This is a genomic window from Streptomyces sp. SL06, from assembly GCF_058244745.1.
Map to the genome: position 1 here is coordinate 99,345 of NZ_JBSYOT010000002.1, position 21,337 is coordinate 120,681.

Genomic DNA, 21,337 nt, shown 5'->3' on the forward strand with positions numbered 1-21,337 from the left:
GGGCCGGCTCGGCGGCAGGCGGGTGGCGGGCCGGTCCCGTCGCCCGCGCCGTCGGGCCGACGCGCGTCGGGGTCAGGGCTCGGACCGGCCGAAGCGCGCGAGTTCGGCGGCGTCGGGCTCGGACAGCAGGGACTCGGCGCCGCCGTCGAGCAGCCGGGCCATGTCGGCCGAGCGCGGGAGCATCGTCTGCTCGTAGCGGCGCACGGCGTCCTCGACACCGGCGGAGCCGGCGAGGGCGAGGGCGAGTTCGGCGGCGTCGAGCATGGCGAGGTTGACGCCGACGCCGAGCGGCGGCATCAGGTGCGCGGCGTCCCCCAGCAGGGTCAGCCCTGCGGCGTGCTGCCAGGTGTGCGGCACCGGCAGGGCGAAGAGCGGACGGTCGACGTAGGCGCCGTCGTTGTCGGTGATCATCCGGAGGAGCCGCGGGGACCAGCCGGCGTACTCGCCGAGGAGACGCGCGCGGATGCCCTCGGTGTCCTGCGGGCGCAGCCCGTTCGCCGCCATCCAGTCCACGGGGACCCGACGCATGAGGTAGACACGCATGTGTCCACCGCTGTTGCGCTGCGCGAAGAGGCCGCGCTCGCCGTCGGCGACGTGCGCGCTGCCCTTCCCGACCAGTTCGGACAGCTCGGGGTGGGCGGTCTCCATGTCGTCGAACCACGCTTCGAGGAAACCCACCCCGGTGTAGCGCGGTACGGCGGTCGACACGGCGGCACGGACGCGGGAGAAGGCGCCGTCCGCGCCGATCACGAGGTCCGTCTCGACGGTGCTTCCGTCGGTGAAGGTCAGTGTCCGCACCCCGTCGGCCGGCCGTCCGACCGATCCGAGGGCGCGCCCCCACCGGACCGTCCCCGGGGCGAGTGAACGCAGCAGGAGATCGCGCAGTTGGCCGCGGTCGATCTCGGGGGCGGCCGTCTCCCCCTCGTCCGGCAGCCGGTGGCCGAGGACCCGCCCGGCGGGGTCCAGCCGGCGCATCTCCTGGCTCTCGTTCCTGGCCAGGGCGAAGAAGTCGTCCAGCAGGCCCGCCTCGCGCAGTGCGAGCTGGCCGTCCTCCTCGTGCAGGTCGAGCGAGCCTCCCTGGTCGCGGGAGGCCGCGTCCGGGTCACGATCGTACACCGTCACCGCGATGCCGTGCTGTTGCAGGACGCGTGCGCAGGTGAGGCCGCCGGGACCGGCCCCGATGATGCCGATCCGCGCTGTCGCGGGCGTCGGAGAGTTCACGGTGGTTCCTTTCGTCGATGACACCACCAAAGCAGAACCGAGTACGAAAGTGCAACCAGTCAACTTTCTGCTTCGTTCCATTCATGCGCTAGGGTGGTGTCATGTCCGACTCACCGATCACCGGCCGTCGCGAGCGCAAGAAGGCGGCGACCAGGCAGGCCATCGCCGACGCCGCCCTGGAGCTGTTCCTCGAACGTGGTTTCGACCGGGTCAGCGTCCGGGAAGTCGCCGAGAGAGCCGACGTGTCGACCACGACCCTCTTCGCGCACTTCCCGAGCAAGGAGGCACTGGTCTTCGACCGGGACGAGGACGTTCGAGGCGGAACTGGCCGCCGCGGTCCGCGAACGCCCCGAGGGCCAGGACGTGGTCGAGGCACTCCGTGCCCACGCGGTGGGATCCTGGGTGCGGATGGCGTCCGATCCCCGCCGGGACCGGTTCACCGCGCTGGTCGCCGGGACGCCCGCGCTCCGCGAGTACGGGGAGCGCATGTGGATGCGCCACGCGGGCACCCTGAGCACCGTGATCGCGCAGGCGCTCGGCCGGGAGGCGGACGACCTCGCCTGCGCGGCGCTCGCGCGGTTCGTCCTGGAGGTCCCGGCCCTGGCCGCGGGCCGGCCCGACCCGCGCGCGACCGTGGAGACGGTGTTCGACCTGCTCGTCCACGGCTGGCGGGCGCAGCACGACCCCGCGGCCACGGGCACGGACGCCCCCGGGCGCTGACCGGCCCGGGGGCGGGCCGCCCGCCGTTCGGGGGCGGCCCGCCCCACCTCCGCGGCCCTGCCCGGACGGACGCCCGCCTCAGCCGGCCCGCGGGTAGTCGGGCAGCGCGAGCGCCGAGTGCGCCGCGCGTCCCTCCTCGGCGTTCGCCGTCGCCATCACCTTCGTCGCGGCCTCCGGGTCGCGCACCAGGGCGTTGCGGGCCTCGATCTCCTCCCGGGTCGTGGGCGCGACCACCGAGCCGCCTCCGGTGGCCAGCGCCTGGTTGCGCTGCGCGAAGGGCCGCACGAGCCGCTCGTAGGCCGCGAAGGCCTCGGCGTGGTCCGCGTGCGTGGCCAGTTCGCCGGCCAGGACGTACGCGCCGACGAGCGCGACGCTCGAACCCTGGCCGGAGAGGAACGAGGTGGCGTGCGCGGCATCGCCCGCCAGCACCACGCGCCCGTGGGACCAGGCGGGCATGTGGATCTGGCTCACGACGTTCGAAGAACAGGTCGTCGGCCTGGCCCATGGCCTCCACCAGGCGCGGCACGTGCCAGACCTGCTCGGGGAAGCGCGTCGCCACCAGGTCGCGCTGCGCCTTCGGGTCGCGGAACGCGTCGAAGGGCGGGGTGTCGCTGGTGAAGGTGAGGAAGCCGTGCACCCGGTCGGACGGCGCGTGGGCGTAGAGGACCGCGCTGCGGCCCGGGTCGTTCCAGACGACGGCCTCGTGGGCGAGGCCGAACTCGTTCGGCAGGGTGAAGCCCGCGAAGACCCGCCCGAGGTAGTGGTGGAAGGCCTCCTCGGGGCCGAAGACCAGCCGGCGCGTGTTCGAATGCAGTCCGTCCGCGCCGATCACGAGGTCGAAGGTGCGGCGCGTGCCGCTGTCGAGGACGACGTGCACGGCGTCGCCCGCGTCGTCCAGCGTCGCGATCGAGTCGTCGAAGAGGAACTCGACCCGGTCCCGCAGCGGGGCGTAGAGCGCGTCGGCCAGATCACCGCGGCGGACTTCGAGGTCGAGGCCCGCCTCTCCCCCGGTCAGCTGCTCGGGCTGCAACGAGCCGACCGTCTCGCCCGCCGCGTCCACGAACGTGATCCGCTGGCTGTCCACGTGCGCCTTGGTCAGGCGCGGCAGCAGCCCCATCCGGTCCACGACCTCGCGGGCCGTGCCGCGAATGTCGATCGCGTACCCGCCGCCGCGCACGGCCGCGGCCTTCTCGACGACGGTCACCTCGAAGCCGTACCGGTCGAGCCAGTACGCCAGCGCGGGGCCCGCGATACTTGCTCCGGAGATCAGTACACGGCGAGTGGAACGGGACGAGTGGTTCATGGCTTCTCACCTTTCCGCCGGGGCGCGCCCCGGGACGAGGGCGGTACGTGCCGCAGACAGGGCACAGATGCGTAACTTAGGTATCCTTATAGGGGTCATACGACGCCCTTCCGGACACCGGCCGCTCCCCACGATATAGATACCTGACTCAGGTATGCAAATGGAGATGTCATGACCCCCGAGCCCTCCGAGCCGTCCGCGCCGGACGACAGCCACCCCGACCTGCTCGCCGTACTGCCCCGGATCACCCAGCTGAGCGCCGCCCTCACCAAGGGCCGGCTCACCGAACGCGCCACCGAGGCGGCGGGGCTCGCCCTGGACCGTCCCGCCATGGGCGTACTGCTGTCCCTGCGCACGGCCGACAGGGCGCTGCGGATCGGTGAGATCGCCGACCGGATGCAGGTCGTGGGCCCGCACGTCACCCGCCAGGTCCAGGCCCTGGAGAAGCGCGCTCTCGTACGGCGGATCGCCGACCCGCACGACCGCCGGGCGAGCCTCATCGAGCCGACCGAGGCGGGCACGGAGGCCGCCAACCGGTACGTGACCTCGCTGCTTGGCTGGTTCGCCGACGCACTCACCGACTGGCCCCGGCAGGACCGCGACGACCTCGCCCGCCTGCTCACCCGCCTCGCCGACGACGTGACGGCGCGACTGGCCCGGTTCGACACGGAGGAGGCGGGAGGGGGCTGAACGCCCCCGCACGTCTACTCAACGGCACCCACGGCTCCTGTCACATCTCTTGATGGCCCGCACAGAGGGTGCATAGGATCGTGAAGGCGGGAATTGAATCGTTTCAACCCGTTCATGCACTTCGTTCGGAGTGACCGTTCCACGCACCGTCGACGGCGAGCAAAGGCGGATACACATGACCGAGCGCACGACCGAGGGCTGGAACCGGAGAGTCTTCCTCCGAGGCACCGTGGCGACCGCGGGCGCCGGCATCACCGCACTGTCCACCCAAGGGGGCGCCGCCGCGGCGGGCGCCGGGACCACCGCGGGCCGGCCGGAGACGGACCCCGGTCTCCGCGTCGTCGCGACCGGCGTCGAGTACGCCGGGAACCTGCTCGGCACGGATGTCGAACGCCCCCGCCTGTCCTGGGAACTGGCCGCCCCCGGCCACGGCGCCCGGCAGACGGCGTACCACGTACGGGTCACCCGGGATGCCGGCGGCCCCGGCCGAGGCACCCGCACGGTGTGGGACTCGGGCCGGGTCGCCTCCGACCGCAGTGTCGGCGTCCCCTACGGCGGGCCCGCGCTGCTCCCCCGTACCCGCTACCACTGGCAGGTCCGGGTCTGGGACGCCGCCGAGCGCCGCTCGCCCTGGAGCGAGAGCCGCTGGTGGGAGACGGCGCTGCCCGCCGACGGATGGCGGGCGCAGTGGATCGGCGCCGAGGAGCCGCCCGCGCCGCCCACCCTCGACGGCGCCTCCTGGATCTGGTCCCCCGGCGCGACGTCGTCGAACGCCCCGGAAGGCACCCGCAGGTTCCGCGCCGTGCTCGCCCTCCCCGAGGGATCCGTGGTGAGGCGGGCCGTGGTGACCGCCACGGCCGACGACGACTTCACCCTCTACGCCGAGGGGGAGCAGGTGCTTCACGCGCCCCAGCAGACCGACGGCTGGCGCACCGGCCGCACCGCGGACGTCACGGAGCTGACGCGCTCCGCCGGTGACAAGGTGCTCATCGCCGCCCTCGCCACCAACCGGCCCGGGGCCGGCGTGAATCCCGGCGGGCTCCTCGTCCGTTTCGTCGTGGAGACCGAGGACGGACGCACCCACGAACTGCGCACCGGAGGCGACTGGCGCACCGCCGAGGACGCCCAGGAGGGCTGGGAGCGCCCCGGGTTCGACGACGGCGACTGGCAACCCGCCGCCGTCCTGGCCCCCTACGGACAGGGACCGTGGGGCAGTGGGGTCACCGTCGCCGCCCCCGAACCGCCCGCCCCGCTGCTGCGCCGCGCCTTCACCGTCCGCAAACGCGTCGCGCGCGCACGCCTCCACATCAGCGGACTCGCCTACTACGAGGCGCGGATCAACGGCCGCCGGGTCGGCACCCAGGTCCTGGATCCCGGGTTCACCGACTACGACGAGAGCGTGCTGTACGCCGTCCACGACGTGACGGAACTCGTGGGCCGCGGCGAGAACGCCATCGGCGTCACCCTCGGACGCGGCTTCTACGGCATGACGACACCCAACGTCTGGAACTGGCACCGCGCTCCCTGGCACGGGGAGCCCCGGCTGCTCGCCCAGTTGGAGATCGACCACCCCGACGGAACCCGCACCACCGTCGCCTCCGACGGCGAGTGGCGCATCACCGAGGGCCCGACCCTGACCAACTCCCTGTACGCCGGGGAGACCTACGACGCCCGTCGGGCGCCCGACGGCTGGACGCGGCCCGGGTTCGACGACTCGGGGTGGCGGCGGGCCGGCGCCCGCGAGGCGCCCGGCGGCAGGCTGCGCGCCCAGCCGCACGACCCGATCGAGATCATCGACACGGTCCGTCCGGCCGCGATCGGCGAACCGCGCCCCGGTGTGTACGTCGTGGACATGGGCCGCACCCTGGCGGGCTGGACCCGGCTGACCGTGCGCGGGGCCGCCGAGGGCACGGTGGTCCGGCTCGTGCACGGCGAGAAGCTCAAGGACGACGGCAGCGTGCACGCCGAGACCGGACACGTCCCGGGCCGCTTCCAGACCGACGAGTACGTCAGCGCGGGCCGCGACAAGGAGGTCTGGGAACCCGCCTTCTCCTACAAGGGCTTCCGGTACGTCGAGGTGCACGGACTGCCGGCGCGCCCGGACCCCGGGGACGTGCTGGGCCGCCTCGTGCACTCCCGCGTGGCCGAGGTCGGCTCCTTCTCGTGCTCGGAGCCGTTCTACGAGTGGCTGGACCGGGCTATGCGGCGCACCGTCCTGAACAACCTGCACGGCATCCCCACCGACACCCCGATGTACGAGAAGAACGGCTGGACCGGAGACGCCCAGCTCGGCACGCCCGTCATGACGTACGCCTTCGGGATGCAGCGCTTCTTGTCCAAGTGGCTCGGCGACCTCCGCGACAGCGAGACCGACGAGGGACAGCTCCCGGTGATCGTGCCCAGCGGCGGCTGGGGCTACGGCGACCTCGGCCCCTCCCCCGAGTGGACGACCGTCTACCCCTTCGTCGTCCGCGAGATGTACCGCGTGTACGGCGACGAACGGGCGGCCCGCGAGCACTGGGAGACCCTGACCCGTTACCTGGACTGGGAGTTGAGCCGCCTGCGGGACGGTCTGGCCGTCACCGCGCTCGGCGACTATCTCGCGCCCGGCTACGGCGGCAACCCGCCCGAGGACACCCGGCTGACCGCCACCGCCTACCTGTACCGGGCGCTGCTGCACACGGCGGAACTCGGCGAGACGCTCTCGGGTCTGCCCGGTGACAACGATGTCCCCGGCCGGTACAGGGCCGCCGCCGAAGGGCTGCGGAGCGCGTTCAACGAGGCCTTCCTCGGCCCGGACGGGCACTACCGCACGGCCAAGGACCCGGACTACCGGCAGACGTCCAACGCGATACCGCTGGCGTTCGGCCTGGTGCCGCCGGGTGCCAGGGCCACGGTCCTGGACAGCCTGGTGGCGGACATCGAGGAGCGCGGCAACCACCTCAACACGGGTGCCCTGGGCACGAGCGTGCTGCTGCGGGTGCTGTGCGCGCACGGCCGCCCGGACGTCGCCCACGCCGTCGCCACCCGGCGCACCTACCCGAGCTGGGGCTACTGGCACGACAACGGCGCCGACACCATGTGGGAGATGTGGCCGCTGGACTCGCGCTCCCGCGACCACTACTTCCAGGGCACCGTCGCCCAGTGGCTGTACGAGAACGTGGCCGGGCTGCGGCCGGGCGACGCGGGCTACCGCACCTTCAGTGTCCGCCCCGACGCGCGTACGGGGGTGGACTGGGCGCGCACCTCCATCCGCACCGTGCGCGGGGAGGCGGCCGTGGCGTGGTCCCGCGTCGGCCGCGAACTGCGGCTGACGGTCCGGGTGCCCGTGGGAGCGCGGGCGGAGGTCCATGTCCCGGTGGCCGAGGGGGAGCGCGCGGGCGCGCCCGACGGTGCGCGGTTCCTGCGGTCGGTGCCCGGCTTCGACATCCACCGGGTCGGCCACGGCACCTGGGAGTTCACCGGCACCGCGTGATCCGCGCCGGTCGCCCGGCGTGCCGGGACCGTTCGGGTCCCGCCTTGTTCGGCTCGGTTCATTCCCCAGTGAGGAGTCGTCATGATCAGCAGGAGGAACATCCTGGCGGGCGCGGCCGCGACGGTCGCGGCGGCGGGCGCCGACGTGGTACCAGCCGCGGCGGCGCAGGTCTCCGGGCACGTCCAGGCGCAGGTGCGGCGCGGTGACCTGCGGGTCACCACGCCGACCGTGGAGTACGTCCGGCGCCCCCTGGGGCTGGACGTGCCACGCCCCCGGCTCAGCTGGCCGTTGGCCTCCGCCAGACCGGACATGCGCCAGAGCGCCTATCAGATCCGCGTCGCCACCACCGCCTCGGGCCTGACCCGCCCCGACGTGTGGGACAGCGGCAAGGTCGGGTCCGGCGAGTCCACCCTGGTGCCGTACGGGGGCCCCACGCTGCGGCCCCGGACCCGCTACCACTGGTCCGTCCGCGTGTGGGACGGCGACGACCGGGTCTCCGGCTGGAGCGCGCCCTCGTGGTGGGAGACCGGTCTGATGGACTCCGGGCAGTGGAGCGCCGACTGGATCTCGGCGCCGGAGAGCCTCACGGACGCGCCGTCCTTCGAGGGGAGCTTCTGGATCTGGTATCCGGAGGGCGACCCGGCCACCAGCGCACCGGCGGCCACCCGCTGGTTCCGCGGCACCGCGGACCTCCCCGACGGGATCACGGCGGCCACCCTGGCGATCAGCGCCGACAACGTCTACGCCGTCTCGGTCAACGGGGTCGAGGTGGCCCGCACCGATCTGGAGACGGACAACGACGGCTGGCGCCGGCCGGCCGTGCTCGACGTACGGGAGTGGGTGCGCGGCGGGGAGAACGTACTCGCCGTGCGCGCGACGAACGCGACCGAGGGTCCGGCGGGGCTCGTCGCCGTCCTGTCGGTCCACACCGCTTCCGGCGAGCACAAGGTGGCCACCGGCGCCTCCTGGAGGGCCACCGACCGGGAGCCTCCCGCCGACTGGCGCGAGCCCGGCTTCGACGACGGCGCCTGGCCGGCGGCCAGGGAGGCGGCCCCGTGGGGCGGCGGGCCGTGGGGAAGGGTCGTTGCCTCGTCCTTCGCCGTCGGCCAGGTGCGGCACGAGTTCAGGCTCGCGCGCAAGAAGGTGTCGCGCGCGCGTCTGTACGCCACGGCGCTCGGACTGTACGAGGCCCACCTCAACGGACACCGCGTGGGCCGCGACCTGCTGGCTCCCGGCTGGACCGACTACCGCACGCGCGTCCAGTACCAGACGTACGACGTCACCAAGCTGCTGCGGCCCGGCACCAACGCCGTCGGGGCCCTGCTCGCCCCCGGCTGGTACGCCGGCAACGTCGGGATGTTCGGGCCGCACCAGTACGGCGAACGCCCGGCGCTGCTTGCCCAGTTGGAGGTGGACTACGCGGACGGCACGAGCGAGCGCGTCACGTCGGGCACCGACTGGCGGGCCGCGTCCGGGCCGGTCCTGAGCGCCGACCTCCTCGACGGCGAGAGGTACGACGCGCGCAGGGAGCGGCCCGGCTGGACCTCGCCCGGCTTCGACGACCGGGACTGGCTCGGGGTGCGCGGCGCCGGCGACGCCGCTCCCGGACTGATCGTCGCCCAGGTGGACGGGCCGGTGCGCGTGGTGGAGGAACTGACGCCCAGGAAGGTGACCGAACCCGAGCCGGGCGTCTTCGTCTTCGACCTGGGGCAGAACATGGTCGGCTCGGTGCGTCTGCGCGTGTCGGGCGAGGCGGGAACGACGGTCCGGATCAGGCATGCCGAGGTGCTCGACGCCGACGGCACCCTGTACACCGCGAACCTGCGGACCGCGGCGGCGACCGACACGTACACCCTCAAGGGCCGCGGGGAGGAGATCTACGAGCCGCGTTTCACGTTCCACGGCTTTCGCTATGTCGAGGTGACCGGATTTCCCGGCACCCCCTCGGCGAAGGCGGTCACCGGCCGTGTGATGCACACCTCCGCGCCCTTCACCATGAAGTTCGAGACCGATGTCCCGATGCTCAACCAACTGCACCACAACATCGGTTGGGGACAGCGCGGCAACTTCCTGTCCATACCCACCGACACACCCGCGCGTGACGAGCGCCTGGGCTGGACGGGAGACATCAACGTCTTCGCGCCCACGGCCGCCTACACCATGGAGTCGGCCCGCTTTCTGGCCAAGTGGCTCACGGACCTGCGCGACTCCCAGACCCCGCGGGGTGCGTTCACGGACGTGGCGCCCATGGTGGGCACGGTCGGCAACGGCGCCGCGGGCTGGGGCGACGCGGGCGTCACGGTCCCCTGGTCCCTCTACCAGGCGTACGGGGACCGCCGGGTCCTGGAGGACGCCTGGCCGTCCGTCCAGGCATGGCTGAGGTACCTGGAGGAGAACAGCGACGGACTGCTGCGCCCGGCCCAGGGGTACGGCGACTGGCTGAACATCGACGACGAGACTCCCAAGGATGTCGTCGCCACCGCGTACTTCGCGCACAGCGCCGACCTCGCGGCCCGCACGGCGCGGGTGCTGGGCGAGGACCCCGCCCCCTTCCTCGATCTGTTCGGCCGGGTGCGGGACGCGTTCGAGAAGGCGTACGTCGGCTCCGACGGCAGGATCAAGGGGGACACGCAGACCGCCTATGTCCTCGCCCTGTCGATGAACCTGCTGCCGGACACGTCCAGAACGGCCGCGGCGGACCGGCTCGTCGAGCTGATCAGGGCCAGGGACTGGCATCTGTCGACGGGCTTCCTCGGCACGCCCCGCCTGCTGCCGGTCCTCACCGACACGGGACACACCGATGTCGCCCATCGCCTGCTGCGGCAGCGCACCTTCCCCAGCTGGGGGTACCAGATCGACCGGGGCGCCACCACGATGTGGGAGCGCTGGGACTCCATACGGCCCGACGGGAGTTTCCAGACCCCGGACATGAACTCCTTCAACCACTACGCCTACGGCTCGGTGGGCGAGTGGATGTACACGAACATCGCGGGCATCGCGGCGGGCCGCCCCGGCTACCGGGAGACCGTCATCCGCCCCCGGCCGGGCGGGGGCGTCACCTCCGTCGACGCCACTTTCGCCTCCGTCCACGGCCCGGTCTCCACCCGGTGGCGGCAGCGGGCCGGCCGCTTCACCCTGACCTGCACGGTGCCGCCCAACACGAGCGCCGAGGTGTGGATCCCGTCGCCCGGTCCGCAGGCGGTCACCCGCGCGGGCGGCGCGTTCCTGCGCCAGGACGACGGCTGCGCGGTCTACCGGGTCGGCTCCGGCACCCACCACTTCACCAGCGAGTGAGGCGCCTTCGGACCGAGGCCCCGGAGTCCGTCCCCGGCGGGCCCGCCCACCGGCGCGGGGCGCTGCGCCGCGGCCGTGGTCAGGGCGACGTGGACCAGCGCGCCGTGCCGCCGGTGCCGTCGGCGACCGTGCGGGCCGCGTCGGAGGCGGACTTCAGGCCCCGGTCGAGGAGCGACTCCAGGATCTCGCCGACTCTGATGGCGGTGTTGGACAGCAGCGACGACGTGATGCCGTGGGTGTGCTCCGTGCCGCCCTGGAGATAGATGCCGCAGCGCAGGCCTGGGTCCGTCGCGACGCGGTAGTCGCGCTCGACGCGGACCCGGCCGTCGTCGTCCCGCAGGCAGCGGTCCGCGACCTCGCCGAGCAGTCCGAGGGGGTCGACCGGGCTGTAGCCGGTGGCGAAGACCACGACATCCGCGTCGAGAAGGGTCTCCTCGCCGGTGACGAGGGATGTGACGGTGGCGCGGACCTTGTCGGGCGTCTCCTTGACGTCGGTGAGCCGGGACACGTTGAGGAAGCGCAGCCGCTCGGTGCCGAGGACCTTCTCCTGGTACATCTGCCGGTACAGGTCGTCGATCAGGTCGATGTCCACCACGGAGTAGTTGGTGTTGGCGTGGTAGTCCATCAGCCGGCGTTTGAAGCCCTCGGGCGCGGCGAAGTAGTCGTCGACCGCGGACGGGTCGAAGATCCGGTTGGCGAACCCGCTGTCGTCGGCGGGGCTGTAGCCGTAGCGGGCGAAGACCGCGCAGACCTCGGCCTCGGGGAAGCGCCGGTGCAGGTAGGCGACGTTCTCGGCGGCGCTCTGCCCGGCGCCGACGACGACGAAGCGCGAGGGTGAGGTGCCCTCCAGAGCGTCGATGCGGGCCAGGAGTTCGGAGTTGTGCCAGATGCGGTCGCCGCGTTCCACGCCTTCCGGCAGGAGGGGCCGCAGTCCGGTGCCGATGACGAGGTTGCGGGCCCGGTGGACCTCAAGCCCCTCGCCCGAACGCACCGTCACTTCCAGGTGTTCCACGCTCCCGTCGCGCAGGACGGGTACGACGCCGACGACCTCGTGGCCGTAGGAGACCATGTCGTCGACCTTGGCCGCGGCCCACTCGAAGTAGTCGTGGAACTCGACCCGCAGCGGGAAGAGGCTTTTGTGGTTGATGAAGTCGACCAGCCGTCCCTTGCTCTGCAGGTAGCAGAGAAAGCTGAACTCGCTTGCCGGGTTGCGGAGTGTCACCAGGTCCTTGAGGAAGGACACCTGCATGGTCGCGTCGTCGATCAGCATGCCGCGGTGCCAGCCGAAGCGCGGCTGCTGCTCGAAGAAGCGGGCGGTGATCGCGTGCCCGTCCTGGGCGTTGTGTTCGTCGAGCGCGATCGCCATGGCGACATTGGACGGTCCGAAGCCGATACCAATGAGGTCGTGGACCGGTGTTGCGTCACCAGGAAGAACCTGTGACATGTCACTCCCATCGTGCGGGGCGGTCGCCTGTCAGGCGTGGGGGGTTGCCGAAACGGGACATGCCGACGGAGGGGCCCCCGTCGGAACTTAGGTGAGCCTAAGCTAATGCCGTGAAGCTGTCGATAGGGCGGGTGGCGAGCCATCCCAGCCAACTGAGGTGTCGCACAAGCGCGTTGCGAACTAAGGTAAGCCTTGCTTCACTTACCCTGGTCAGTCCCTGCTCTGAGGAGGAACCCTATGCGGGTCGTCATGTTCGGATACCAGACCTGGGGCCATCGCACCCTGCAAGCCCTCCTGGACTCCGAACACGACGTGGTGCTGGTGGTGACGCACCCCAGAAGCGAGCACGCCTACGAGAAGATCTGGAGCGACTCGGTCGCCGACCTCGCCGAGCAGCACGGTGTCCCGGTGCTGATCCGCAACCGGCCCGACGACGACGAGCTGTTCGAGCGCCTCAAGGACGCCGCTGCGGACATCATCGTGGCCAACAACTGGCGGACGTGGATCCCGCCGCGCATCTTCGCCCTCCCGCGCCACGGCACGCTCAACGTGCACGACTCGCTGCTGCCGAAGTACGCCGGTTTCTCCCCGCTGATCTGGGCGCTCATCAACGGCGAGTCCGAAGTGGGCGTCACCGCACACATGATGAACGACGAACTCGACGCCGGGGACATCGTCCGGCAGGAGGCGGTGCCGGTCGGGCCGACGGACACCGCCACCGACCTCTTCCACAAGACCGTCGAACTCATCGCCCCGGTCACCATCGGCGCCCTCGACCTCATCGCCGCCGGCCAGACGGAGTTCACCAAGCAGGACCGGTCCCGGGCGAGCTTCTTCCACAAGCGGTCCGTGGAGGACATCCGCATCGACTGGAACTGGCCGGCCGAGGATCTGGAGCGCCTGGTGCGCGCCCAGTCCGAGCCCTACCCCAGCGCCTTCACCTACCACCGGGGCAAAAGGCTCGAAATCCTCGGCGCCACCGTCTCCCGGGGCCGCTACGGCGGTACGCCCGGCCGGATCTTCTACCGCGAGGGCGAAGGCGTGGTGATCGTCGCCGGGGCGGACGCCCGCACCGGCCGCAACCACGGGCTGGCCGTCACGCGGGTACGGACGCAGGACGGACGGGAGCTGTCCGCGAGCGAGTACTTCACCTCCATGGGCGGCTATCTGACCGGCCGGCCCTGAGCCGGGGCCCCGGCCCGTCCGGACACCGGTGTGGGCCCGGCCGTCGTGCGACGGCCGGGCCCACACTCATGCCGGGCGAAGGAGCCTTCGGGTCAGCCGCCGCTCTTGCGCCGGAACGACCGCTGGCTGGCGGCCGGACCGTGGGCGCCGCGGATCTTCGCCACGTCGGTGTTCGCGGCGAGGGCCGCGGCCTCCGCCTGCTTGCCGCGCTTGCGGGCCAGGGCCTCCCGGAACTTGCCCTTCAGGTCGTACTGGCCGTTCTCGTCGGGCGCCAGGCCAGGGCTGTCGACCTCGGCCGATTCCGAACCCGCTTGCGATGAAGACTCTGCAGTCATGGTGACCTCCTGGTTCGGACAACAGGAGCACAGCTTGTCATGCCGACCCCCGACGGGGGTACCGGCCCGCCCGGCCGGGAGATCAGCGACGGCCGCCCGGGACCACCGTGAACGTGCCGGGACCGGCCGGCAGCGCCACCGTGTACTGACGCAGGTAGGTGTCCAGGTACGGCGAGCGGTCGCCGGGGGTGGCGATGTCGTCGGCCGGGTCGTCCAGTGCCAGTCGGAGCTGGGCCCCCTTGACCGCGATCGTCTCGCCGGAGGGGGTGTCGCGCCATGAACCGGTCTGTATCGAGCCGATCTCCACGGCGAGGGCGTGCCCCGCCGCGAGGGTCCAGTCGGTCGCCTTGAGATCGACGGTCAGCCGGCCCGGGTCCACGAGGGAGACCTGTTCGTCGAACATGACGGCGGTGCCGTCCGGGGCGACGTCGTACAGCTTGAGCATGACGTTGCCCTCGCCCTTGGCCGTCAGGGAGACCCGGGGGGTGCCGGTGACCCGCACGGCCTTCTTCAGCGGCTTCGACCACACGAAGAAGCTGGAGGCCACCTCGCCGCTGCGCGCGCGTTCCGCGGCCTCGGCGGCCAGTCCCTCGGGGGCCGGCTGCTCGGTCGCGGGCGCGTTCTCCAGGTCCCAGGTGCCGGTCGGCCGCTCCGACGCCCGCGGTGCCGGGCGGCCCGACGCGGTCAGCGCCGCGCGGGCGGACGCTCCGCCGTCGTCCACGTAGGAGCCGTCGCCGAGCGGAAGGCTGACCGACCGCTCCGTGACCGGCCACGTGTGCTGCGCCCGCCAGGCGCCGGTGGAGTCCTCGACGGCGTAGGCCGGGTACCGCACGGACGGCTTGACGCCCTTGAGGTACTGGTCGTAGAAGGACAGGGTCTCGGCGTACCAGCCCTCGCGCCCCATGGCCAGGCGTCCGTCGCCGGTGCGGTCCCCTCCGCGTACGTGGTCCCACTGGCCGAGCCATCCGCGCTCGGGGCCCTTGTGGTTGTCGAGGTACTCCTGCATCTCCTCGGGCTTGGTGTTGTTCTCGACGAAGCCCTGCGTGACGAACAGCGGGGTGTCGCTGCCCTTGGCCATCCGCGCCAGGTCACGGGAGGTCCAGTGCTCGTCCCGCTGGTCGGAGATCCGGTACCCGGCCGAGTTCTCCGTCAGGCACTCCGGGTGGGTCTCCTCGTACCGGGCGTTGGCCTGATAGCGCGGATCGTCGTCCGCCAACGGGGGCATCGTGGCGATGGAGTTGTACGCGTCGGCGGTTCCGGTCACATTCGGGCGGGGCACGCCGTTGGAGTAGATGTACTGGTACATGTCCCACACGGGCTCCTGGGCGACGACGGCCTTGAGCGCGCGCTGGTCCAGGTTGTTGCCGATGAGGCCGGTGATGGCGTCGTAGGACTTGCCGTACATGCCCACCGCGCCGGTGGACCACGGCTGCTTCGCGGCCCAGTCGACCGCCGCCTTGACGTCGGCCTGTTCGCCGGGGCCGCCCCAGTCGAGGCAGCCGGTGGAGCCGCCGAAGCCGCGCAGGTCCACCATGACGAAGGCGTAGCCCTGGTCGAACAGGTCGGCGCCCTCGACGAAGTCCTGGAAGCGGTCGGACGGCCCGGTGTGGGTCCAGCCCTCGGGACCGGTCTGGCCCGAGTGGCCGAAGTAGGGGCCGATGGACAGGATGACCGGGACCTTCTTCTTCCCGGCCAGTGCCTCGGGCAGCAGGACATCGGCGTGCAGCTGGGTGCCGGAGCGGTCGGAGGACGGGAAGTAGTGCTGCGTCCACACCGATCCCGCCGGGACGCGGTCGTTCTCCTCGTGCGTGACGGGGTCGGTCGAGGTGGCGACCGGCGCAGCCGCCGACTCGGGCGCCGCGACGGCGGGGCCGGCCAGGCCGAGGGTCAGCGCGAGGGTGGCGACGAGTGCCGAGGTGGTTCGGACCGCCACGTGACGTGCTCTCACATGCTCCTCCTTGTGGGGGCTGTTGCAGGTGGTGCGGGTGATGCAGGTCTAGCAGCGATGTCCTCGTTCGTCGATGGGGCCTCCTGCGCCCAACCCCGTCCCCCGCGTCGGGTGTTGGGGGCCGGCGGCGGCCGTCCGGAACCGGATTCCGTGTCGGCGGACGGCCGGGACCGGCCCTCCTCCGTCGCCCGTGACGAGGCGCGCACGGGGACGAACAGGGCGGTGCGCCGAACCGACCTGCGGTTTTTCGGCCGGCCGCGGCCTCCAGGACGGGCGAGGCCGCGGACCGCCGCGCCGACGCCGGGGTGATCCGGCGTCAGGGCCATGCGGAATCGCCGGGGACCGGATGCCTGCCTATGGTGGGGCGGGCCGGGTTTCTTGCCGCCGCGGAAAGGTGGGCCTCCATGGCGCGCGGTGTCGAATCCATCCTGCGCGGCGCCCTCGGCGCTCTGGGCGCCGTGCTGGTGCTGGTCGGCGTCGCCCTGCTGGTGCTGCCGGGACCGGGCCTGCTGCTCGTGTTCTCCGGGGTGGTGCTGCTGGCGCGCGCCGTCCCGGCGCTGGAGCGGTTCGTCGCTCCCGTCAGGGGGCGGGCGATGCGGGCGGCCGAGGAGAGCGTCTCCTCACGCCGGCGGGTCGCCGGCTCGGTACTGATGGGTCTCTCCCTGCTCGCCGCCGGCCTGGTGTGGGGCCTCGTTCCCCACGTGCCGTACTCCGGATGGGCCACCGGGGCGAGTCTGATCGTCTCCGGCCTCGTCCTGTTCGCCCTGCTGGTCTGGAGCCACCGCCGCGTCCGGGCGACGCGCGGCAGCGCACCGCCGCGGCCTGGGGACGAAGCACGCTGACCGGACGGGACCCCGTCGCGCGTCCGCGCGCACGGGTCGGGTCCAGGCCGGCCCGGAGGGCGGCGGGACGGTGCGTGCGCCACTGGTAAAATGGGCTCACGCTTCGAGTCGCCCGGGTCCGTACCGAGGGGTACGGACCCGGTGGCGTTCCGGGCGCCTGATCAGGAAGGTCGTCCCCCATGAACGCGAAGCCGCCGTCGGATTCCGCAGCCTCCCGCGGCGGTGGGTCCCGGCCGCCGGCCGCTTCCTTCGACACGCTCGGCCTGCCGCCGGCGCTGGTGGAGACCATGACCGGTCTCGGGGTGACGGAGCCCTTCCCCATCCAGGCGGCCACCCTGCCCGACGCGCTGGCCGGCCGCGATGTCCTCGGCCGCGCGCGGACCGGCTCGGGCAAGACGCTGGCCTTCGGGCTGGCCCTGCTCACCAGGACGGCCGGCCGGCGCGCCGAGCCCAAGCGGCCGCTCGCCCTCGTCCTGGTGTCGACCCGGGAACTCGCACAGCAGGTGGGCGACGCGCTGGAGCCGTACGCGCGAACGCTGAACGTGCGACTGGCGACGGTCGTCGGCGGGCTGTCGATCAACCGGCAGGCGGAGCTGCTGCGCAACGGCGCCGAGGTCGTCGTCGCCACGCCGGGACGGCTGGCCGACCTGGTCTCGCGCCGGTACTGCCACCTGAACCACGTACGGATCACGGTGCTGGACGAGGCGGACCAGATGTGCGACCTGGGGTTCCTGCCGCAGGTCTCCGGCATCCTGGACCAGGTGCCCTCCGACGGCCAGCGGCTGCTGTTCTCGGCCACGCTCGACCGCGACGTCGACCAGCTGGTGCAGAGCCATCTGCACGACCCGGTCCTCGCGTCGGTCGACCCCGCATCGGCCTCGGTCACCACGATGGAGCACCATGTGCTGACCATCCACCCCGCCGACAAGTACGCGACCGCGACGGAGATCGCCGCCCGGGACGGCCGGGTGCTGATGTTCCTGGACACCAAGGCCGGGGTCGACCGCTTCACCCGGCATCTGCGGGCCTGCGGGGTGCGGGCCGCCGCCCTGCACAGCGGGAAGTCGCAGCCGCAGCGCAGCCACACCCTCGCCCGGTTCGTCGACGGCGAGGTCACCGTGCTGGTGGCCACCAACGTCGCGGCGCGGGGCATCCATGTCGACGCGCTCGACCTCGTCGTCAATGTCGATCCGCCGGCCGACGCCAAGGACTACCTGCACCGCGGCGGGCGTACGGCGCGCGCCGGACAGTCCGGCAGCGTGGTCACGCTGGTCACGCCCGACCAGCGGCGCGAGGTAAACCGGATGATGTCCGAGGCCGGGATCCGGCCGACGGTCACCCCCGTGCGCTCCGGCGAGCAGAAGCTCACCGCCCTCACCGGTGCGCGGCGCCCGCCGACCGGGACGAAGGCCGACGGCGGCAACGCCCCCTTCCGCGGCATGGGCACCCGTCCCGGCCGCCCCGCCAAGGAGTCCCGCAAGACCGCCGAGGCGCGCAAGGCCGCGGAGGCACGGGCGGCGGCCCGGGTGCGCAGGGGCCGCTGACTCCGGGCCGCGTGCCGCCCCAGGGGCTCGCGGGCGCGAGAACTTTGAACACACCGATGACAAAGTATGGACATGTCAAACGGAAGTCTCCTACCTTGGCGGCGGAACTTCCGTCATGCCGCACAAGACCGGAGCGATTTCCGGCACGGTCCGGTCCCCACACCCCGGAGGACCAATGCACCAACGGCTGTTCTCGCATGCCCGAAGACACCTCATCCTCCTGCTGACCTCGGCCGTGGCGATCGGCGGCGCCTGGGCCGCCCCGGCGTCCTCCGCCGCCGCCCCCGCGGACATACCCCCGCAGGAACCCGGCGTCACACTGCGCGTGTTCGACATGCAAACGTCACTGAGCAAGCTGTGCACCCTCAAACCGGGCCAGACCCCCAACCACGACCGGCTGATGCCGACGGTCGACTGGTCCACCACCGCCGACTTCGGCGGCATCGCCGACAACTTCGTCTCCCAGGTGTCCGGTTACCTCCTCGCGCCGCGCGCCGGCACCTACGCGTTCCGGCTCACCAGCGACGACGGCTCACGACTGACCCTCGACGACACCACGGTGATCGACCACGACGGACTGCACGGCGCGGAGCCGAAGGACGGCGCGCTCGAACTCACCGAGGGACCGCACCCGTTGCTCATCGAGCACTTCGACCGCGACGGTGAGCAGCAGCTGCGACTGGCCTGGAAGCCGCCGGGCGAGAGCGAGTTCACCGTCGTACCCCGTGAGGCGCTGAGCACCGACGCCGACGTGGTCCGGGTGACGGCGCCGGGCCGCAAGGAGTGCGAGGCCGGCGGCGACACCCCGGGCGACGGTCTGCCGCTGACCTCCGTACGCCCCGACCTCACTCTCACCGACCTGCGCCCCGACGGCTTCGAACCGCAGGTCAGCGGCATGGACTGGCTGCCCGACGGACGCCTCGCGATCAGCACGTGGGGCGGCACCGACAATGTCGCCGGGGAGGTGTACGTCCTCGACAACGTCACCGGCGCGACCAGCCGCGACAAGGTCACCGTCAAGAAGGTCGCGAGCGGGCTGCGCGAACCGATGGGCATCAAGTACGTCGACGGCTCGCTCTACGTCTCGCAGAAGCACGAGCTGACCCGGCTGGTCGACCAGGACGGCGACGGCGTGACCGACGAGTACCGCACGGTCGCCACCTGGCCGTACGGAGGCAACTTCCACGAGTTCGCGTTCGGCCTGCTCTACCGCGACGGCTACTTCTACGTGAACCTCTCCGTCGCCATCGACCTGGGCGGCGCGACCACCACTCCGCAGCCCGCGCCCGGCCGCGGGACGACGTACCGGGTCAGCCGGGACACCGGCGAGATCAGTCCGGTCGCGGGCGGGCTGCGCACGCCCAACGGCATCGGCTGGGGCCCGGACGGCGACCTGTTCACCACCGACAACCAGGGCGGCTGGCTGCCCTCCTCGAAGCTCGTCCACATCAAGCAGGACCGCTTCTTCAACCACTACACCGAGCCCGCCGGTCCTTTCGAGGGCTCCCCCGTCACCGAGCCGGTGCTCTGGCTGCCGCAGAACGAGATCGGCAACTCGCCCTCCACGCCCCTGTATCTGGAGGAGGGCCGGTTCGCCGGCCAGCTGCTCATCGGTGACGTCACCTACGGCGGACTGCAACGCGCCTACCTGGAGAAGGTGCGGGGCCAGTACCAGGGCGCCGTCTTCCGCTACACCCAGGGCCTGGAGGCGGGCGTCAACCGCATCACCGCCGGCCCCGACGGGGCGATCTACGCCGGTGGCCTGGGCGCCGACGGCAACTGGGGACAGGAGGGCAAGCTCAAGTTCGGTCTGCAGAAGCTGACTCCCAACGGCGGCAACACCTTCGACGTGCACTCGATGCGGGCCGTGCCCGGCGGCTTCGACCTGACGTACACCCAGCCGGTGTCCGACGAGACGGCCGGGGAACTCGCCGACCGCTACCGGGTCGACCAGTGGCGTTACACGCCGACCGGCGACTACGGCGGCCCGAAGATCGCCGAGGAACAGCTCGCCGTGCGCTCGGCGACGCTCTCGGACGACGGCCGGACCGTCCGGCTGCGGCTGGACGGCCTCAAGCCGGACCGCGTCGTGCACGTGCGCTCGCCGCGCCCCTTCACCTCGGCGTCCGGCGAGAGCCTGTGGAGCACCGAGGCCTGGTACACGCTCAACGCGATGCCCGGCGAGCAGCCGCCGCCGGCCACCCTGTACGAGGCCGAGGAGGCGCGTCTCACCGGCACGGCCGGTGTCCACACCGACCACGTCGGCTACTCGGGCAGCGGGTTCGTCGACCGCTACGGCACCGAGGGCAGGGCCGCCACGACCTTCGACGTGAGCGTCCCGGAGTCGGGCACCTACGACGTGGGCCTGCGCTACTCCAACGGCCCCAACCCGTTCGAGGGCACCAAGTCGCTCTCCCTGTACGCCAACGGGGAGAAGGTGCGCCGGACGGAACTCGCCTCCACCGGCGACTGGGACACCTGGTCCACCCGGACCGAGTCGCTGGAGCTGCGCGCCGGCCGCAACGCGCTCTCCTACCGGTACGACCCCGGCGACACCGGTCACGTCAACCTGGACCTGATCACCGTGCACCCGCACGGCGCCCCGGTCGCCCTGTTCGACGGCACCGCCGCCTCCCAGGAGCAGTGGCAGCACCCGGACGGGCGCAAGGTGGCCTGGCCGCTGACCGAGGAGGGGTCGATGGAGGTGTGCTGCGGTGACATCCGCACCAAGGACGCCTACCAGGACTTCAGGGCGCACGTGGAGTTCCGGGTGCCGCTGCTGCCGCCCGACGTGACCGGTCAGGACCGCGGCAACAGCGGTGTCTACCTCCAGGACCGCTACGAACTGCAGATCCTCGACTCCTACGGCGACACCGCGTTGGGCGACGACGAGGCCGGCGCGATCTATCTGAAGAAGGCGCCGGACACCAACGCGGCGACCGCGCCGGAGACCTGGCAGACGTACGACATCGTCTTCCGCGCGGCCCGCTACGACGACAGCGGCCGCAAGACCGCCGACGCCCGGGTGACGGTCGTGTGGAACGGCACGAAGGTCCACGACGACGTGGTCCTGGACGGGCCCACCGCGGGCGGCGGGGCCGAGACGCCCGCCGCGGGCCCATTCCGGTTGCAGGACCACGGGAACAAGGTCCGGTTCCGCAACATCCGGGTGGAGCCGCTGAGCTGACCCACAACCGTGCGGGGCGGCCCCTGCCGGCCGTCCCGCACCCGGACCTCGACACCGCCTGTCCAATTGGTGCGGTTTGTGGTGTGTCACCTTAGTCTGTCCCGAGGACAGACTCGGACAGTCGACGGCCGGTTGCAGCCGGCGGAAAG

Annotated in this window: 11 protein-coding genes and 2 pseudogenes; 8 read left to right on the forward strand and 5 right to left on the reverse strand. The window is 72.1% G+C overall.

Going from position 1 to position 21,337, the window contains the following annotated elements; all coding sequences use genetic code 11:
• Nucleotides 1–72: 72 nt before the first annotated feature.
• The gene (locus AC4IHM_RS00830) at nt 73–1,221 is read right to left on the reverse strand and encodes an FAD-dependent oxidoreductase (protein ID WP_490865143.1); all 1,149 of its coding nucleotides are present in this window, start codon (nt 1,219–1,221) and stop codon (nt 73–75) included.
• Between the two features lie 101 nt (nt 1,222–1,322).
• On the opposite strand from AC4IHM_RS00830, the pseudogene AC4IHM_RS00835 reads away from it, so the two are divergent.
• A pseudogene (locus AC4IHM_RS00835) lies at nt 1,323–1,941 on the forward strand (TetR/AcrR family transcriptional regulator).
• Between the two features lie 78 nt (nt 1,942–2,019).
• Here AC4IHM_RS00835 and AC4IHM_RS00840 read toward each other — a convergent pair.
• Nucleotides 2,020–3,244: pseudogene (locus AC4IHM_RS00840) on the reverse strand (FAD-dependent monooxygenase).
• 171 nt (nt 3,245–3,415) lie between these two features.
• Between AC4IHM_RS00840 and AC4IHM_RS00845 the strand changes: the two are divergent.
• The 3 genes from AC4IHM_RS00845 (at nt 3,416) to AC4IHM_RS00855 (ending at nt 10,703) form a co-directional block, all read left to right on the forward strand.
• The gene (locus AC4IHM_RS00845; RefSeq protein ID WP_490865144.1) at nt 3,416–3,934 is read left to right on the forward strand and encodes a MarR family winged helix-turn-helix transcriptional regulator; all 519 of its coding nucleotides are present in this window, start codon (nt 3,416–3,418) and stop codon (nt 3,932–3,934) included.
• A gap of 175 nt (nt 3,935–4,109) precedes the next feature.
• Nucleotides 4,110–7,409, forward strand: coding sequence for a family 78 glycoside hydrolase catalytic domain (locus AC4IHM_RS00850; protein WP_490865145.1), 3,300 nt, complete (start codon nt 4,110–4,112; stop codon nt 7,407–7,409).
• An 81-nt stretch (nt 7,410–7,490) separates the two neighbouring features.
• Nucleotides 7,491–10,703: an alpha-L-rhamnosidase gene (locus AC4IHM_RS00855; RefSeq protein WP_490865146.1), complete on the forward strand. Its 3,213-nt coding sequence runs from the start codon at nt 7,491–7,493 to the stop codon at nt 10,701–10,703.
• Between the two features lie 79 nt (nt 10,704–10,782).
• Here the strand turns inward: AC4IHM_RS00855 and AC4IHM_RS00860 are convergent, their stop codons facing one another.
• The gene (locus AC4IHM_RS00860) at nt 10,783–12,147 is read right to left on the reverse strand and encodes a lysine N(6)-hydroxylase/L-ornithine N(5)-oxygenase family protein (protein ID WP_490865147.1); all 1,365 of its coding nucleotides are present in this window, start codon (nt 12,145–12,147) and stop codon (nt 10,783–10,785) included.
• 237 nt (nt 12,148–12,384) lie between these two features.
• Here AC4IHM_RS00860 and AC4IHM_RS00865 point away from each other — a divergent pair, with 237 nt between their 5' ends.
• Nucleotides 12,385–13,332 (forward strand): methionyl-tRNA formyltransferase, encoded by a 948-nt coding sequence (locus AC4IHM_RS00865; RefSeq protein ID WP_490865148.1) that lies wholly within the window; start codon nt 12,385–12,387, stop codon nt 13,330–13,332.
• Between the two features lie 92 nt (nt 13,333–13,424).
• Here AC4IHM_RS00865 and AC4IHM_RS00870 read toward each other — a convergent pair whose 3' ends face one another.
• Both AC4IHM_RS00870 and AC4IHM_RS00875 read right to left on the reverse strand, forming a co-directional pair.
• Nucleotides 13,425–13,667, reverse strand: a complete 243-nt coding sequence (locus AC4IHM_RS00870) for a DUF5302 domain-containing protein (protein ID WP_490865149.1) — start codon at nt 13,665–13,667, stop codon at nt 13,425–13,427.
• 82 nt (nt 13,668–13,749) lie between these two features.
• Entirely contained in the window at nt 13,750–15,615 is a 1,866-nt protein-coding gene (locus AC4IHM_RS00875) for a CocE/NonD family hydrolase (RefSeq protein WP_490865150.1), read from the reverse strand.
• A gap of 404 nt (nt 15,616–16,019) precedes the next feature.
• Between AC4IHM_RS00875 and AC4IHM_RS00880 the strand changes: the two genes are divergently transcribed.
• The 3 genes from AC4IHM_RS00880 to AC4IHM_RS00890 all read left to right on the forward strand — a co-directional run bounded on the left by AC4IHM_RS00880 (nt 16,020) and on the right by AC4IHM_RS00890 (nt 21,188).
• On the forward strand, nt 16,020–16,457 hold the full coding sequence (locus AC4IHM_RS00880; RefSeq protein WP_490865151.1) for a PGPGW domain-containing protein: 438 nt from the start codon (nt 16,020–16,022) through the stop codon (nt 16,455–16,457).
• A 179-nt stretch (nt 16,458–16,636) separates the two neighbouring features.
• On the forward strand, nt 16,637–18,001 hold the full coding sequence (locus AC4IHM_RS00885; protein ID WP_490865152.1) for a DEAD/DEAH box helicase: 1,365 nt from the start codon (nt 16,637–16,639) through the stop codon (nt 17,999–18,001).
• Between the two features lie 175 nt (nt 18,002–18,176).
• A complete protein-coding gene (locus tag AC4IHM_RS00890) occupies nt 18,177–21,188 on the forward strand; it encodes a 3-keto-alpha-glucoside-1,2-lyase-like domain-containing protein (protein ID WP_490865153.1) in 3,012 nt (1,003 codons plus the stop codon).
• Nucleotides 21,189–21,337 lie beyond the last annotated feature (149 nt).